Genomic DNA, 15,595 nt, shown 5'->3' on the forward strand with positions numbered 1-15,595 from the left:
CCTGGTCCGCGTACTGGTCGGAGCCGGCTCGACGAGGCGGGCCGGGGCCGGTCAGTCCAGGCCCAGCTCGTCCTTCGAGAAGGCGAACAGGTAGGGCACCCCCGCGCCCTCGCGGATCTTCTGGTCGGCGCCGGTGGCCCGGTCCACGATGGTCGCCACGGCCACCACCTCGGCGCCCGCCTCGCGCACCGCCTCCACGGCGGCGAGCGGCGAGCCGCCGGTGGTCGAGGTGTCCTCCACGACGAGGACCCGGCGGCCCTTGATCTCCGGGCCCTCCACCCGCCGCTGCAGGCCGTGCGCCTTCGCCGCCTTGCGCACGACGAACGCGTCCAGCCTGCGCCCGCGCGCGGCGGCCGCGTGCAGCATGGCGCCGGCGACGGGGTCGGCGCCCATCGTGAGGCCGCCGACGGCGTCGAACTCCAGCTCGGCGGTCAGGTCGAGCAGCACCTGGCCGACCAGCGGGGCGGCCTCCCCGTCGAGGGTGACGCGGCGGAGGTCGACGTAGTAGTCCGCCTCCAGACCCGACGACAGGGTCACCTTGCCGTGCACCACGGCCTTGTCCTTGATCTGCTGCAGCAGCGCGCCGCGAGTGTCCGTCATGCCCTCAGCTTAAGAGGCGCGGCTCAGAGGCGGCTCCATGACCAGGTGGTCGTCGCCTCCAGCGGCTCCAGCGGGGTGACCAGGCGCGGAAGCGTGTTCAGCCCGTCCGGGGGCCCGGTCTGCGGCTCCACGCACACGGCCGCCTCCTGCTCGTCGTAGACGACGACCCACTTCTCGGGGCTGGTCACCTTCAGCTTCAGCTGCCCGGGCCAGGTCAGGGTGACGTCGACGCCGCCGGGCATGCCGAAGCAGTCGTCCCAGGGACCGGGCTTCCGGGCGACGCGGTTGCCGGTCGGCAGGTGGTCGTCGCCGCGCTCCTCCTGCCAGTCCGGGTCGAAGGAGACCTGCACGTCCTGGCCATCCTGGCCGTCGCGGCCGCCGAGGTTCCTGTTGAACCACGGGTGCCAGCCGATCTGCGCCGGGAACGACGAGTCGTGGGCCTCCACGGACATCGCGATCCGCAGCTCGTCCTCGTCCAGCGTGATCACCTGGGTGACCAGACCCGGGTAGGGCCAGGGCTCCACCAGCTTGTACGTCAGCACCACCTCGTCCGCCGTGCGCCGCGCCACCTTCCAGGCGCCGTCGCGGGCGGTGCCGTGGATGGCGTTCGGCGCGGCGTTGAGCGGCATCTGGCGCACGGTCGCGCCGTCCCGGAAGCGCCCGTCGCGGATCCGGCCGCACCAGGGGACCATCGGGAAGCAGCCGAACCGCTCGCCCTGGCGCAGCAGTTCGAGGCCGCCGACGCGCAGCCCACCGACCCGGCCGCCGTTGGCCGGCTGCACGGTCGCCTCCGCGTCACCCGCGGTCAGCGTGATGTCTTCGTCACTCACGGGACGACCCTACTGGGACGGGGCGGAGGGGCCGCGGAGCAGGGGGGCCGGGGAGCGGCGGCGGGGGTCAGGGGCGGGCACGGGGTCGGGGTCAGGGTCGGGGTGGGGGGCGGGATCGGGGTCGGAATCAGGCGGAGGCTCCCGGCCGGTCGCCGCCGGTCGCCGCCGGTCGTCAGCCGCGCCGGCGCAGGGCCCGGCCGACCACGATCGCCGACGCGACGACCAGCGCGGCCGCCGGCGCCGCCCAGCGCAGCGTGCTGTTCGGCATGACGGTCTGCGGGGCCGGGACCGGCGCGTAGCGCCCGCGCGGGGGAGCGTGGTCCACCTCCTCCGCGCTGCGGCCGATCATCGTCCGGCGCGCGTGCGCGGCCTCGGCGGGCGGCTCTCCGGGGCCGGTGAGGTCCTCCGGCCCCGACGTGGGCACCTCCGCCTCGAAGACGCCCTCGTGGACGGCGGGTTCGTCGACGTCGTCCAGATCGCCGACGTCGTCGAGGTCGCCGACCTCGTCCGGATCGCCCGCGCCGCCCGCGCCGCCCGCGCCGTCCGTGGCGTCGAGGGCGTCCGGACTCTCCTGAGCCTTCAGGTCGTCGGCATCGTCGGCGGCGGCGGTGGTGTTTCCGGCACTCGGCGTGTCCCCGGCCGCCGGCGTGTCCCCGGCCGCCGGCGCGGTTCCCGCGCCCAGGTTGCCCGCGAAGCGGTTCAGCAGACGGGCGACCGCCGAGTCGACCGCCTCCGACGGCAGTTCCGTGACCCGGCCGTCCGCGGAGGCCGTCCCCTCGAAGCGGAGCGTCGCGCCGCCGTCGGCGTCGCGCAGCCGCAGTGTGAGGGCGAGTTGCACGGAACCGCCGCCCCGGACCTCGGTCGCGTCGCCTTCCACGGCGTAGCCGCCGTCCTCGCGCGGCGCGATGCGTACGGCGCCCCGGTAGGTGATGGTGTGGCCGCCGATGCGCACCTTCAGCCGCCCCGCCACCGGCTCGGTGCCGGCGTCCTGCTGGAGGCCGGGGACCGCCCGCGCCACCTGCGCGGGATCGGCGAGGGCCGCCGTCAGCCGCTCGGCCGGAACCGGAACGAACACCTCATGCTCCATGAGTGCGGAGCCTACCCAGCCTGTAGGGGAAAGCACCCGGTGAAACCGGGATTCGGCCGCGCCGCGCTCCGGCCGGTGGTACGCGCGCGCCCGCCGCCCGCCCGGGCCCGTCGCCGCCGCTCCGTACCGGATGGGGACGGCGGGTCGCCGCACGTCAGTAGCGTGGATGCACGAGCGTGGAGGCCTGTTCTCCCGTCATCCGCGTGTCCTGCGCCGCCCGGGCGTCCGCCGTCAGAGCCGCCTGGCTCAGGGTGCGCAGAGGGCGCTCGCGCGGGTCGAGGCGCAGCGGCGGGCGGGCGCCGACGGCGGCCAGGACGAAGCCCCAGTCGCGGGGCGCGCGGGCGACGTCGGTGGTGCGGTCGGGGCCCGCGGTGAAACCGGTGGCGCGGCCGTCCACCCGGTAGGGGGCGGTGCGCAGGCCGGCGGCGCGCAGCGTCGCCTCCACCGTCCAGAACACGCGCGGCCGGGTCGCGACCGGGCCCGCGTGCACCACGAGGCGGCCGCCGGGGGCCAGGGCACGCCGGGCGAGGCCGTAGAACTCCTGGGAGTACAGCTTGGTGCTGGCCGTGATGCCCGGGTCGGGCAGGTCCGCCACGACCACGTCGTACGTCGCCGCGGACGCCTCGCGCAGCCACTGGAAGGCGTCCGAGGCGGTGACGTGGACGCGCGGGTCGCCGTAGGCGTGGCCGTTGAGGCCGGACAGCGCCGGGTCGGTGCGGGCCAGCCGGACCAGGCCGGGGTCGAGGTCGACGACGTCGACGCGGCGGACGCCGGGGTGGACGAGGGCCTCACGGGCGGCCAGGCCGTCGCCGCCGCCGAGGATCAGCACGCGCGCGTGGGGACCGTTCATCGCGGGGTGGACCAGCGCCTCGTGGTAGCGCCGCTCCTCCCGGCCGCCGACGCGCAGACGGCCGTCGAGATAGAGGTCGAGGGGCCGGCCGCCGGTGCCGCCGGTGAGGACGATCTCCTGGACGCCGGTCTGGACCGCCACCCGTACGTCGTCGCCGTAGACCGCCTGCCGCGACGCCCGTTCGAAGTCGTCGACGAGGACGGCGGCGGAGGCGAGGACGCCGAGGACGGTGACGTTGGCGACGAGCAGGAGACAGCGGGCCCGGCAGCTGAGGTCGCGGCGGAACAGGCCGAGCACCAGGGCGGCCCCCGCCACGACGTTGACCGCGCCGGTCAGCAGCGAGCTCGTCAGCTGGCCCAGGAACGGCAGCAGCAGGAAGGGGAAGGCGAGGCCGCCCACGAGCGCGCCCACGTAGTCCGCGGCGAACAGGTCGGCCACCGCGCCGCCCGCGTCCTGGCGGCGGATGCGCTGGATGAGCTCCATGAGCAGGGGCACCTCGGCGCCGATGAGCAGGCCGATGGCGAGGGAGAACGCGACGAGCAGGACACGGGGGCCGTTGGCCCACAGGCCGCCCCAGGCGCCCGTCCAGGCGAACACCGCGTACAAGGCCATGGCGCTGCAGCCGCCGACCAGCGCGAGGGTCGCCTCCAACGCGCCGAAGCCGGCCGCGGCGAACCGGCGCAGCCGTTTGGCGGCGAGGGAGCCGATGCCCATCGCGAAGACCATGACGGACAGCACGACGGAGGCCTGGGTGACGGAATCGCCCATCAGGTAGGAGGCGAGCGCGACGAGTTCGAGTTCGTAGACGAGACCGCAGGCGGCGCAGACGAAGACGCACGCGAGGACCAGGAACCGCCCGGTGTCCGGCCGGACGGGGAGCCGCGCGGGGCCCCGCCAGGACGGCGGGGCGCCGGGTGGGGCTGGTGCGTGGGCTTCGATCACGACTGCGACGTTACGTTACGGCGCGGGCACCCTTCGTCACCCACACGTGTGGAATTCGGGACTGTTTGCGGCTCTGTGCGTTTAGGTCGCCGTCAACGGCACGGGGTCACCCGAGCGTGCCCGGATGCCCACTCTGGTGCGCGTCGCCACCAGTTGGCCGTCCTGCGGGTAGGCGTGCCAGGTGCGCCAGTGCACCTGGCCCTCCTGCCGTTGGGCGAGCAGCGCGGTGAAGGCGTGCGGGCTGCCCGGGAAGACGCCGGCCAGGCCGTGCGGGTGCTCGGAGACGAGGGCCAGGAGTTCCTGGGCGCGGCCCGCGAACTGGCCCGGCGAGAGCACCTCGACGCGCGCCGCGAACTCGTACTCCCAGTCGCCCACCCGCTTGGCGACGCCGAGCGGGAGGGGAGTGCTGCTGCCGGCGATGCAGGCCACCGTCTCCGAACAACAGCCCTGCTCCTCCTCCAGCAGCACCTGGTGCGAGGCGCCGAGCAATCTCAACTGCAGCTTGGCTGCGGACAGTTCGAGGTCGAGCGTGGCGAGGGCGGGCAGCGGCTCGCGCCCCAGGGCCCAGGCGAGATCGGCCGCGCGCGTGTCGGTGTATGAGGTGTTCAGGGTCGTGAGCATGGGTCGGCTCCGCGGAGAAGCAAAAGATGAGGAGGTGGGTCCGGCGCACCCAGGACGACACCGGGAGACGGCCCCGGTCAGCCCGGTCTGGGAGTGTCGTTTGCTCGGGGCGTCCGAAGAGGGTCCGAGGGGCTGCGTCGGTGGTTTAGAGGGAATCATGAACTGGGGAGCCGCCCCAGGGTTTTTACCCAACTTTGCCGGGTTTCCATCCCTCAGGGGGCTACACAGCTCAATTGTTCAACTATGGCGTGCGCCGGGAGGTGCGGCGTGCGCCCGTGCGCCCCACAGGAAAGGCCCGGGCGCGGGTACCGGCACCTGGCCGTCCTCGGCGTCCCGTCCTCGGCGTGGTGCGACCGCGGGGCCCGTGGTCGGTGGCGGGCCCCGCGGTCCGGATGCGGCTTCCCCCGCGGGGAGCTCAGCTGCCCCGTGTCAGCTGCCTCCGCCGCATCCGCCGCCTCCTCCGCAGGAGGACCCGCCCCCGCAGGAGGACCCGCCCCCGCAGGAGTGCCCTCCGCCGCAGGAGTGGCCTCCGTGGTGGCCCCCGCCGGAGCCGCCGTCTCCCCCGCCGGCCCACCAGCCGCCGGCGGCGGCCCCGCCGCCGGACGCGCCGCGCGAGCGGCGGCCGCGGTGCGACTTCGCGGCGTCGCCCGTACGGACGTTGACGACCAGGGCCGCCACGAGCACGATCGCGATCACCGCCAGGATGATGCCGAAGACCATGGCGTCACCCTCCTTCCGAGTCCCCCGAAGCAACCCCCCGTGGGCGCCTCGCGCGGTGCCTGAGCGCCACGTGAACGGGGGATGCCCGCCTGCCTCACCGGCCAAAGCAGAGTTGAGGAACTTCAGAGGGTTCTGCACCGGGAAAAGCCCCTGACCTGCACAGAAGGGCAGGTCAGGGGCATGTCCACGCTCAGCTGCCGGGCGAACGGCAGGTTTCCGCGTCCACGCCCACCGAGGCTGATCGCGCAGGGTCGTCCCGTGTCGGCGCGAACGGTGAAGGTTGAGGAACCGCCGGGCCTCGGCGCAGGATGACGCTCATGACCTCCACCGAGCGCCCCTTCCTCAACCGCCGCCTCGCCGAGTTCGGGACGACGATCTTCGCCGAGATGTCCGCCCTCGCGACGGCGACCGGCGCGATCAACCTGGGCCAGGGGTTCCCCGACACGGACGGCCCCGAGGAGATCCGCGAGGCGGCCGTGCGGGCACTGCGGGACGGACGCGGCAACCAGTACCCGCCGGGTCCGGGCGTCCCCGAGCTGCGCACGGCGATCGTCGACCACCAGCGCCGCCGCTACGGCCTGGCCTTCGACCCGGACACGGAGGTCCTGGTCACCGCGGGCGCGACGGAGGCCATCGCCGCCACGCTCCTCGCCCTGCTGGAGCCCGGCGACGAGGTGATCGCCCTGGAGCCGTACTACGACTCCTACGCCGCCTGCATCGCCATGTCCGGCGCCGCGCGCGTGCCGGTCACCCTGCGCCCGGACCCGGAGCGGGCCCGCTTCCGGCTCGACCTGGACGAGCTGCGCGACGCGGTCACCGACCGCACCCGGCTGCTGCTGATCAACACCCCGCACAACCCGACCGGCACGGTCCTCACCCGCGAGGAGCTGACGGCGATCGCCGAGCTGGCGGTGGAGCGGGACCTGCTCGTGGTGACCGACGAGGTGTACGAGCACCTGGTCTTCGACGACGCCGAGCACGTGCCCCTGGCCACGCTGCCCGGGATGCGCGAGCGCACGGTCACGATCGGCTCGGCCGGCAAGACGTTCTCCTTCACCGGCTGGAAGGTGGGCTGGGTCACGGCGACGCCCGCCCTGGTCTCGGCGGTGCGCTCCGCGAAGCAGTTCCTGACGTACGTCGCGTCCGGCCCGTTCCAGTACGCGGTGGCGGAAGCACTGACACTCCCGGACGCCTACTTCGAGGCGTTCCGCGAGGACATGCGGGCCAGGCGGGACCTGCTGGCGACGGGACTCACGGAGGCCGGATTCGCGGTCTTCCGCCCGGCCGGCACGTACTTCGTCACCACCGACATCCGCCCCCTCGGCGAGAGCGACGGCTTCGCCTTCTGCCGCTCGCTGCCCGAACGCGCGGGCGTCGTCGCCATCCCGAACGCCGTCTTCTACGACCACCGGGACGCGGGCGCACCGTTCGTACGGTTCGCGTTCTGCAAGCGCATCGAGGTGCTGACGGACGCGACGGAACGGCTCCGCAAGGCGTTCGCGCACTGACGCCAGGACGCCGCCGAGGCCGCGGCGGCCCGGCTGAAGGCGTCGGCGGGCCGAGCGAACGCGAGAGGCGCCCGTCCACAGGGTGTGGGCGGGCGCCTCTCGACGTGGGGGGCGCGGGCAGGTCGTCGGGGACCTACTCGTCGTCCTCCTCGGGCTTGGTCTCCGGGGCGTCGGCCTCGTTCACGGCCGACTCCAGGCCCAGCTGCTCCACCAGCCACTTGTCGAACTCGATGGCCGCGCGCACCCAGCTCACCGTCGAGGAGACGAACAGCTCGATGTTGACGCCGGCGCCGATCAGCAGCTGCGCCTCGCCGATGAGGCGGACGGTGCCGTCGTCGTGGGTGTGGGTGTAGACCTTGGGCCACAGGGTGCGCCGGTTCCAGTCGTCGATCGACTCCAGGAGCTGCACCTTGTCGTCGATCTTGTGGGCCCGGTCGTAGAACGTCCGCACCGAGTAGACCGCCTGGTCACCCTCGCCGCGGAACATGAAGTAGGTGCGGAACTCCTCCCACGGCGCCGCGAGGTCTCCCTCGTCGTCGACGACGTACTTCAGCTCCATCTGGTCGAGGAGCTGCTTCACGAGATCCTGATCCGGGACGACGGGGCCCGCCGGTCCACCCTGGGGCTGCGGCTCGGGCTGGCCCCCGAAATTCGGAATCGAGGACGGGTCGATGGTCACCGTGTTTTTCCCTTCGTACGGATCCCGCCATCCTCCCCCATGCGGGGAGGGGGGTGGCAACCCCCGCCGGTCCCTGTCAGCCCTGAGCTGACAGGATCCGGCCTGTTGCACCAAGAGAGGGTGACGGGCGGAGGGGGATCGTATGGATGACGGGGCTACAGCTCCTTGCCCGTCGCGGGCCCCACGATCAGGCCCTCCCCGAACGCGTCCACCCGGACCGTGTCGCCGTCCTTGACCTCGCCGGCCAGGATCTCCTTGGCCAGCCGGTCGCCGATGGCCGTCTGGACCAGCCGGCGCAGCGGCCGGGCGCCGTACGCCGGGTCGTTGCCCTCGTCGGCGAGCCAGGCGAGGGCCGCGTCGGTGATCTCCAGGGTGAGCCGGCGCTCGGCGAGCCGCTTGGCGAGACGGTCGATCTGGAGGCGGGCGATCCGGCCCAGCTCTTCCTTGTTCAGGGCCGAGAACACCACCAGGTCGTCGAGCCGGTTGAGGAACTCCGGTTTGAACGAGGACCTCACCACCTCCAGGACCTGCTCCTTCTTCTCCGCCTCGCTGGGCAGCGGGTCGACCAGGTACTGGCTGCCCAGGTTGGACGTCAGCACCAGGATCGTGTTGCGGAAGTCGACCGTGCGGCCCTGGCCGTCGGTCAGCCGGCCGTCGTCCAGGACCTGCAGCAGGACGTCGAAGACCTCCGGGTGCGCCTTCTCCACCTCGTCCAGCAGGACCACGCTGTACGGCCGCCTGCGCACCGCCTCGGTGAGCTGGCCGCCCTCCTCGTAGCCGACGTAGCCGGGAGGCGCGCCGACCAGGCGGGCGACGCTGTGCTTCTCGCCGTACTCCGACATGTCGATGCGGACCATGGCCCGCTCGTCGTCGAAGAGGAAGTCGGCGAGGGCCTTGGCCAGTTCGGTCTTGCCGACGCCCGTCGGGCCGAGGAACAGGAAGGAGCCGGTCGGGCGGTCGGGGTCGGCGATGCCCGCGCGGGAGCGCCGCACGGCGTCGGAGACCGCCTGGACCGCCTGCGCCTGACCGATGAGCCGCTTGCCCAGCTCGTCCTCCATGCGCAGCAGCTTCTGCGTCTCGCCCTCCAGGAGGCGGCCGGCCGGGATGCCGGTCCAGGAGGCGACGACGTCGGCGATGTCGTCGGAGCCGACCTCCTCCTTGACCATGGTGTCCTTCGCGGCCTCCTCCTCGGCCTCGGACGCGGCCTCCAGGTCGCGCTCCAGGGTCGGGATCTCGCCGTACAGCAGCTTGCTGGCGGTGTCGAAGTCGCCGTCGCGCTGAGCCCGCTCGGCCTGGCCGCGCAGGTCGTCGAGCTTCTCCTTCAGCTCACCGACCCGGTTGAGGGACTGCTTCTCCTTCTCCCAGCGGGCGGTCAGGCCCCGCAGCTCCTCCTCCCGGTCGGCGAGGTCGCGGCGCAGCTTCTCCAGGCGTTCGCGGGAGGCGGCGTCGGTCTCCTTGCTGAGGGCCAGCTCCTCCATCTTGAGCCGGTCGACGGACCGCTGGAGCTCGTCGATCTCGACCGGGGAGGAGTCGATCTCCATCCGCAGACGGGAGGCCGCCTCGTCGACGAGGTCGATGGCCTTGTCGGGGAGGAAGCGGGAGGTGATGTAGCGGTCGGAGAGCGTCGCGGCGGCGACCAGGGCGGCGTCCGCGATCTGCACCTTGTGGTGGGCCTCGTAGCGGCCCTTGAGACCGCGCAGGATGGCGATGGTGTCCTCGACGGTCGGCTCGGCCACCAGCACCTGCTGGAAGCGCCGCTCCAGCGCCGGGTCCTTCTCGATCCGCTCCCGGTACTCGTCGAGCGTCGTCGCGCCGACCATGCGCAGCTCGCCGCGGGCCAGCATCGGCTTGAGCATGTTGCCGGCGTCCATCGCGGAGTCGCCGCCGGCGCCCGCGCCGACGACCGTGTGCAGCTCGTCGATGAACGTGATGATCTGGCCGTCGGAGTTCTTGATCTCGGCCAGGACGGTCTTCAGCCGCTCCTCGAACTCGCCGCGGTACTTCGCCCCGGCGACCATCGCGCCGAGGTCGAGCGCGACGAGCCGCTTGTCCTTGAGGGACTCGGGCACGTCCCCCTTGACGATGCGCTGGGCGAGCCCCTCGACGACGGCCGTCTTGCCGACGCCGGGCTCGCCGATGAGGACGGGGTTGTTCTTGGTGCGGCGGGACAGCACCTGCACGACCCGCCGGATCTCGGTGTCCCGGCCGATGACCGGGTCGAGCTTGCCCTCGCGGGCCGCGGCGGTGAAGTCGGTCCCGAACTTCTCCAGGGCCTTGTACTGGCCCTCGGGGTCGGCGCTGGTCACCCGGCGTCCGCCGCGGGCCTTGCGGAAGGCCTCCTGCAGCTTCTTCGCGGTCGCGCCCTGCCGGGTGAGCACCTCGGCGGCCGGGCCGCCCTTGGCGGCGATGCCGAGCAGCAGGTGTTCGGTGGACAGGTACTCGTCCCCGAGGTCGGCGGCCCGGTTCTGCGCGTCGGCGACGACGGCCAGCATGTCGCGGTTGGGCTGCGGGGGCGCGACGGTGGACCCGGCCACGCTGGGCAGCGCGCCGAGCGCCTTCTCGGCCCCGGCGCGCACGGCGGCCTGGTCGGCGTCGACCGCGGCGAGCAGGTCGATGATGTTCTCGTTTCCCTCAGGGCCTCGCCCCTGCAGCAACGCGAGCAGCAGGTGGGCGGGGGTGAGGTCGGCGTGCCCTTCGGACACGGCCCTGCTGCTGGCCGCGTTGATCGCGTCCCGGCTCCGGTTGGTCAGCTCGGCGTCCACGTTCGCTGTCTCCTCCTTGCGTCAGCGCTCTCCCGTACTGACTCTGTCAGCGTACACAAAGTTGAGTCTATTCCGCTCAAGGTGTGCGCGCGCCCTTCCCGGCGCACTAAGTTCCGCCCATGGCCGCTTACCCGCAGGACCCGGGCGCCCCGGACGCGCCGTATCTCGCCTTCTGGCAGGAACGCCATCTGTGCACGCTGACCACACCACGTCCGGACGGCAGTCCGCACGTGGTTCCGGTCGGCGTGACGTACGACCCCGAAAGCCGGCTGGCCCGGGTCATCACCGACGGGGCCAGCCGCAAGGCGGTCAACGTCCTGGCGGCGGGCCCGGACGGCGCCCGGGTCGCCGTGTGCCAGGTGGACGGCGGCCGCTGGGCCACCCTGGAGGGGCGGGCGTTCGTCCGCTCGGAGCCGGAGCGGGTCGCGGACGCCGTGCGGCGGTACGCGCTGCGCTACGGGCGCACGCCCGGCCCCAATCCCACGCGCGTGGTGATCGAGATCGAGCTGACCCGCGCGATGGGCCGCGGCTGAGCGGGCGATCGGCGGGCGATCGGTGGGCGATCGGCGGGCGATCGGTGAGGGATCGGCGGGCGATCGGTGAGGGATCAGCGAAGGAGTTGCAAGGGAGCCGTGAGGGAACCGTGCGGCGCGCGGGAGGCATAAGCGGGTCAGTTGACCGGATTCGCTCCCGTCGATTTCCGGCCAAGGCTCAACCAGCCGCATAACCGGAAATGTCCGCGCAAACTGCAGCGGCGTCACCGTGTTCAGGTCACGGTGACGCCGCTGCGGGGGGAAGCGCCTGAGCGATCTGTTACGACGGGGGAATCGCGTCAGGCACTGCGGGGGGTGGCTGAGATGGTCTTCAGGGGCGGAGCCTCGGGCTCGACGAGCCTGTGGTCCCGCTGGTCCAGGTTCACAAAGATCATTCCGTACCGGATGGCACAGCGCACGGGCTGCGGCGCCCCGCGGGGCTTACGCAGGCACCGGTAGGCCCGTACGTCCTCGTCCTCGTCGCGCGTCACGACCACCGGCTCGCCGAACACGGTCACCATCAACGAGTCACCACTGTGGGGGATGGCGGTGACCAGGTCGATGAAGTGCCAGCCGGAGCGGTAGGCGGTCGCCATTTCACGGCGGAAGGAGCGGTCGTCGGGTGGCGTGGTCATGACTCGGCGACCCACGTGCTGTCGGCCGGGGCGACCCAGGTGCTGTCGGCGGGCGCCACCCAGGTGCTGTCGCCCGGCACGCCCGCCGCGGTGACGACCCAGGTGCTGTCACGGGGAGCGACCCACGTGCTGTCACCGGCCACGGCGACGGTGTCGGCACCCGGGCTCCAGGTGCTGTCGCGAGCCGTGTCGCCCGTCGTGCCCGCAAGACCGCTCAGCGCTCCGAAGGCCAGCGCTGCGGAGAAGGCGGCGGCAAGCGCCGAGCGAAGCATTCTCTTATGCATAGTCGGCTTCGTCCTCATTTGAAGGTCACCTCTCCCCCGTCGACTACGACGATGGCCCATTCGGGCACGTCATGGCCACACAATCGATGCATCATGTTCCTGCACGTTCAGGACCCTGGGGGGTGGAGATTTGACGAAAAATCAGACAAAGCAGACACATCCTCATGCGTCGACTGAGCTGTGCGAGGAAGGTCGCCGTCTCTACGGGAACGCTCTTCGGACGGGCCGCATAGCCCGTGCCGACGTGGAGCCCGCTCCGTGCCTGATGGAGTTCGCCCTGCTCCACGCGGACCCTGACGACGCGAACTGGCTGCGCCCGGTACCCCCGTCGATCGCCCTGTCCCAGCTGCTCAACCCGATCGAACGCGAGATCACCCGACGCAGACGGCTCTCGGTGGAACTCGCCGACGCTTTCGAGCCGTTCATGACCCTCAGCGCCCAGCCGACGCCGACCACACACTCGATCACGGTGCTGGAAGGCATCGACCGGATCAACGCCGCACTCGATCTGGCCACCTCGCAGTGCCAGACCGAGATGCTCACCGTCCAGCCGAGCCGCCGCCGCCTGGAGCACACCCTCGTCCAGGGACTGGAGCGCGACCGGCCGCTCATCGACCGCGGCTGCCGCATCCGCACGCTCTACCAGCACACGGCCCGCTACAGCCCCGAGACGCTGGCCTACGTCTCCCAGTTCACCGAAGGCAAGGTGGAGTACCGCACCATCGACGAACTCGTGGAGCGGCTGATCATCTGCGACGAGACCGTGGCCTTCATCCCCACCCGGGACGACGGGCAGGTCGCCCTCGAACTGCGGCACCCGGGACTGGTCCGCTACCTGATCAAGGTCTTCGAGTTCATGTGGGGCCGTGCCGTCCCGCTCGCCACAGGCGCCCCCTACGAGACCGCCCCCGACGGCATCACGGAGATCCAGCACTCCATCGCCAAGCTGCTCGTCGAGGGACACGTCGACGAGGCGATAGCCCGCCGGCTCGGCATGAACGTGCGGACCTGCCGAGCCCACATCGCCAAGCTCGCCACCGCACTCGGCAGTGGCAGCCGCGCCCAACTCGGCTTCCTCATAGCCCAGTCGGGCATCCTCAAACAGGAGCCCTGACCCGCCCGGAGAACGAAGAACGACAGGGAGAACCGCAGTGAACGCGCCGCCGCACCCCCACCACGGCGTGGAGGACCTGTGCACCGCGGGCCTGAACCTCTACGAGCAGGCCCTGCGCGACGGGCGCGTCAAGACCGAGGACGCCGAGACGGCGGCCCCCTGCCTGCTGTCCGTCGGCCTCCTGCACCCGGTCGTGGACGACGTGGCCCAGCTGGAGCCCGTGGCCCCGGCCCTCGTCCTGCACCGGCTGCTGCGCTCCTCGGGCATGCGCATCGCCGAGGAACGGCGCCGCGAGGAACGGCTCGCGTCGCTGTTCGAGCCCCTCATGCGGATCACCGGCGCCCGCACGGCCACCGCCGAGCCCGTCTCCTTACAGCTCCTCAGCGGCACGGAACGCATCAACGAGGCCATCACCGAGGCGACGTCCGAAGCGGCCAGCGAAGTGCTCTGCGTCCAGCCCCACGTGCACTACAGCGGACCGCGCGGCGAGACCGCCCACGCCGTCGCCATGGCCCGCGACCAGGCCCTGCTCGACCGGGGCTGCCGCATCCGCACCCTCTACCAGCACACCCAGCGCCACCAGCCCCTCGTCCTGGCCCGCTACGAGCAGCTGCGGGGCGACGCGCAGGCCCGCACCCTCGACGAGGTCACCGACCGGCTCATCGTCATCGACGGCGCGGTCGCCTTCATCCCCGCCGGCGAGGACGGCCGACTCGCCCTGGAGGTCCGCCACCCGGCCCTCCTGACCTACTTCACCACGACCTTCGACCGGCTCTGGCGGCTGGCCACCCCGATGTACCCGCAGGCCGTCCAGCGGCCGTCCAGGGGCGGCGTCACCCCCCGGCAGCAGGCCATCGCCGCCCTCCTCGTCGAGGGACACACGGACGCCGTCATCGCCGACCGGCTCGGTATGAACATCCGCACCGCCCGCGTCCACATCGCCAAGCTCGCCGCCACCCTCGGCAGCGAGAGCCGCGCCCAACTCGGCTACCTCATCGGGCAGTCGGGGATCCTTGACCAGGAACAGCGCCGGACGCCGGAGCAGGGCCCGGGCCAGGCGTAGGGGCCGGCGCCGGGGCAGGGGCGGGGGCCGGCTCCGGGGCGGGGGCAGCGGCGGAGGCAGAAGCAGCGGCTGGGGCAGTGGAAGTTGCGGTTGTGGGTGCGGTTGTGGGTGCGGTTGTGGGTGCGGTTGCGGTTGTGGTCGCCGTGGCGGTCGCAGGCTCGGAGGACGTGTCCGCAGGCGCGCTGGAGGACGTGCCGGACGTCGTGCCGGAGGTCGTGCCGGCAGGCGTGGCGGAGGTCGTGCCGGCCGCTGTGCCGGCAAGCGTGTCGGGGCCGTGCCCCTGGGCCGGGACGTCCGCCGTGCCTCCCGGCGCCGCCTCGTCGGACGGCCGGTCGAGGCCGACCTGGGCGATCCGCACCCCCAGCTGAGTGCGGCTGGCCGCGCCCAGGGTCTCCGAGAGGCGCGCGATGTGCGCGCGGCAGGTGCGGACGCTGATGCCCAGGCGCTCGGCGATGACCGCGTCCTGGTGTCCCTCCGCCAGCAGGGCGGCGATGGACTGCTCGCGGTGGGAGACGCCCTCGACGCGCGGGTCGGGCAGCGGGGCGGTGAGCGGGATCGCCAGCCGCCACAGCCGCTCGAAGACCGTCACCAGATAGGAGACCAGGGCCGGGTGCCGCAGCTCCAGGGCCATCGTGCGGTCGGCGTTGGCCGGGACGAAGGCGACCTTGCGGTCGAAGAGGATCAACCGGTCGATGACCTCGTCCAGCGTGCGCGCCTCCACCGTGTCGCCCATCAGCTCCAGGTAGTTGAGCAGGCCCTGGCCGTGCCGGGCCACGTGGTTGTAGAGGTCGCGCATGCGCACGCCCCGGCCGCGCAGCTCCAGCGCGCGGTGCAGCCCCTCCGACAGCTCGTGCTCACGCCGGATGCCGCCGGGCTGCACGGTGAGGACCTCGGTGGTGCACGCCTCGGTCGCCGCGTCCAGCGCGGCCTGGATGCGGGAGGGGCCGTCCAGGACGCGGATCGCCGCGCCCTCGCCGGCCGTCGCGGCCCGCTCCGGCCCGCCCAGACCCGCGTACCACTCGAAGGCGGCGACCGCCGAGCCCATCCGCCGCTGGCTGGCGCTGAACTCGTCGTGCAGTCCGCGCAGCAGCCGGGTCATGACCTCCTGCGGGGAGGTCGGCACCAGCCAGTTCATGTCGTCGGGGTCGGGGTGCAGGAGGGCCAGCTCGAGCAGGCACGGGACCGGCTCGGCGTCGGTCCGCGCCACCCGACCGCGTCGTACGGCCCGGGAATACACGCGATCCCCGGCCTCGCACAGTCGGTCGGCACCGTGTGGATGCTCCTCCGTCCCGTGCCCGGCCATCGCCCATCCCACCCCCGCCGTACGCCTCTTCCGGAGCGCAACTATGCGCGGCCCGGACCGGCTC

14 protein-coding genes and 1 pseudogene are annotated in these 15,595 nt (G+C 72.6%); 4 read left to right on the forward strand and 11 right to left on the reverse strand.

Annotation, left to right across the window (positions count from 1 at the left end):
* Positions 1-51: 51 nt before the first annotated feature.
* The 6 genes from pyrE to Sri02f_RS24130 all read right to left on the reverse strand — a co-directional run bounded on the left by pyrE (position 52) and on the right by Sri02f_RS24130 (position 5,650).
* The gene (gene pyrE, locus Sri02f_RS24105; protein WP_109003381.1) at positions 52-600 is read right to left on the reverse strand and encodes an orotate phosphoribosyltransferase; all 549 of its coding nucleotides are present in this window, start codon (positions 598-600) and stop codon (positions 52-54) included.
* A gap of 23 nt (positions 601-623) precedes the next feature.
* Positions 624-1,430, reverse strand: coding sequence for an aldose epimerase family protein (locus tag Sri02f_RS24110; RefSeq protein WP_109003382.1), 807 nt, complete (start codon positions 1,428-1,430; stop codon positions 624-626).
* A gap of 172 nt (positions 1,431-1,602) precedes the next feature.
* Positions 1,603-2,517 (reverse strand): SRPBCC domain-containing protein, encoded by a 915-nt coding sequence (locus tag Sri02f_RS24115; protein WP_109003383.1) that lies wholly within the window; start codon positions 2,515-2,517, stop codon positions 1,603-1,605.
* Positions 2,518-2,671: 154 nt separating this feature from the next.
* Positions 2,672-4,309 carry a polyamine aminopropyltransferase gene (locus tag Sri02f_RS24120; RefSeq protein WP_109003384.1) on the reverse strand — a complete coding sequence of 546 codons (1,638 nt, stop codon included), beginning with the start codon at positions 4,307-4,309 and terminating at the stop codon, positions 2,672-2,674.
* An 81-nt stretch (positions 4,310-4,390) separates the two neighbouring features.
* The gene (locus tag Sri02f_RS24125; protein WP_109003385.1) at positions 4,391-4,930 is read right to left on the reverse strand and encodes a DUF2617 family protein; all 540 of its coding nucleotides are present in this window, start codon (positions 4,928-4,930) and stop codon (positions 4,391-4,393) included.
* Positions 4,931-5,359: 429 nt separating this feature from the next.
* Positions 5,360-5,650 (reverse strand): hypothetical protein, encoded by a 291-nt coding sequence (locus Sri02f_RS24130; RefSeq protein ID WP_109003386.1) that lies wholly within the window; start codon positions 5,648-5,650, stop codon positions 5,360-5,362.
* 308 nt (positions 5,651-5,958) lie between these two features.
* Between Sri02f_RS24130 and Sri02f_RS24135 the strand changes: the two genes are divergently transcribed.
* Positions 5,959-7,158 carry a pyridoxal phosphate-dependent aminotransferase gene (locus Sri02f_RS24135; protein ID WP_109003387.1) on the forward strand — a complete coding sequence of 400 codons (1,200 nt, stop codon included), beginning with the start codon at positions 5,959-5,961 and terminating at the stop codon, positions 7,156-7,158.
* Between the two features lie 133 nt (positions 7,159-7,291).
* Here the strand turns inward: Sri02f_RS24135 and Sri02f_RS24140 are convergent, their stop codons facing one another.
* Positions 7,292-7,837 carry a type III secretion system chaperone family protein gene (locus tag Sri02f_RS24140; protein WP_109003388.1) on the reverse strand — a complete coding sequence of 182 codons (546 nt, stop codon included), beginning with the start codon at positions 7,835-7,837 and terminating at the stop codon, positions 7,292-7,294.
* A 155-nt stretch (positions 7,838-7,992) separates the two neighbouring features.
* The gene (gene clpB, locus Sri02f_RS24145) at positions 7,993-10,599 is read right to left on the reverse strand and encodes an ATP-dependent chaperone ClpB (RefSeq protein ID WP_109003389.1); all 2,607 of its coding nucleotides are present in this window, start codon (positions 10,597-10,599) and stop codon (positions 7,993-7,995) included.
* Between the two features lie 119 nt (positions 10,600-10,718).
* Between clpB and Sri02f_RS24150 the strand changes: the two genes are divergently transcribed.
* A complete protein-coding gene (locus Sri02f_RS24150) occupies positions 10,719-11,132 on the forward strand; it encodes a pyridoxamine 5'-phosphate oxidase family protein (RefSeq protein WP_109003390.1) in 414 nt (137 codons plus the stop codon).
* 299 nt (positions 11,133-11,431) lie between these two features.
* Here the strand turns inward: Sri02f_RS24150 and Sri02f_RS24155 are convergent, their stop codons facing one another.
* Together Sri02f_RS24155 and Sri02f_RS24160 are read right to left on the reverse strand one after the other, a co-directional pair.
* Positions 11,432-11,767, reverse strand: coding sequence for a Rieske (2Fe-2S) protein (locus Sri02f_RS24155; protein WP_069768324.1), 336 nt, complete (start codon positions 11,765-11,767; stop codon positions 11,432-11,434).
* Positions 11,764-12,039, reverse strand: a complete 276-nt coding sequence (locus Sri02f_RS24160; RefSeq protein ID WP_109003391.1) for a hypothetical protein — start codon at positions 12,037-12,039, stop codon at positions 11,764-11,766. The genes Sri02f_RS24155 and Sri02f_RS24160 overlap by 4 nt, the downstream gene beginning before the upstream one ends.
* Positions 12,040-12,181: 142 nt before the next feature.
* On the opposite strand from Sri02f_RS24160, the gene Sri02f_RS24165 reads away from it, so the two are divergent.
* Positions 12,182-13,165, forward strand: a complete 984-nt coding sequence (locus Sri02f_RS24165) for a helix-turn-helix transcriptional regulator (RefSeq protein ID WP_109003392.1) — start codon at positions 12,182-12,184, stop codon at positions 13,163-13,165.
* A 37-nt stretch (positions 13,166-13,202) separates the two neighbouring features.
* Positions 13,203-14,228 carry a helix-turn-helix transcriptional regulator gene (locus Sri02f_RS24170; protein ID WP_109003393.1) on the forward strand — a complete coding sequence of 342 codons (1,026 nt, stop codon included), beginning with the start codon at positions 13,203-13,205 and terminating at the stop codon, positions 14,226-14,228.
* Between the two features lie 321 nt (positions 14,229-14,549).
* Here Sri02f_RS24170 and Sri02f_RS24175 read toward each other — a convergent pair.
* Positions 14,550-15,531 (reverse strand): annotated as a pseudogene (locus tag Sri02f_RS24175) (helix-turn-helix transcriptional regulator); the annotation flags it as partial.
* Positions 15,532-15,595 lie beyond the last annotated feature (64 nt).

The organism is Streptomyces rishiriensis (assembly GCF_003112535.1).
Classification (GTDB): Bacteria; Actinomycetota; Actinomycetes; order Streptomycetales; family Streptomycetaceae; genus Streptomyces; species Streptomyces rishiriensis.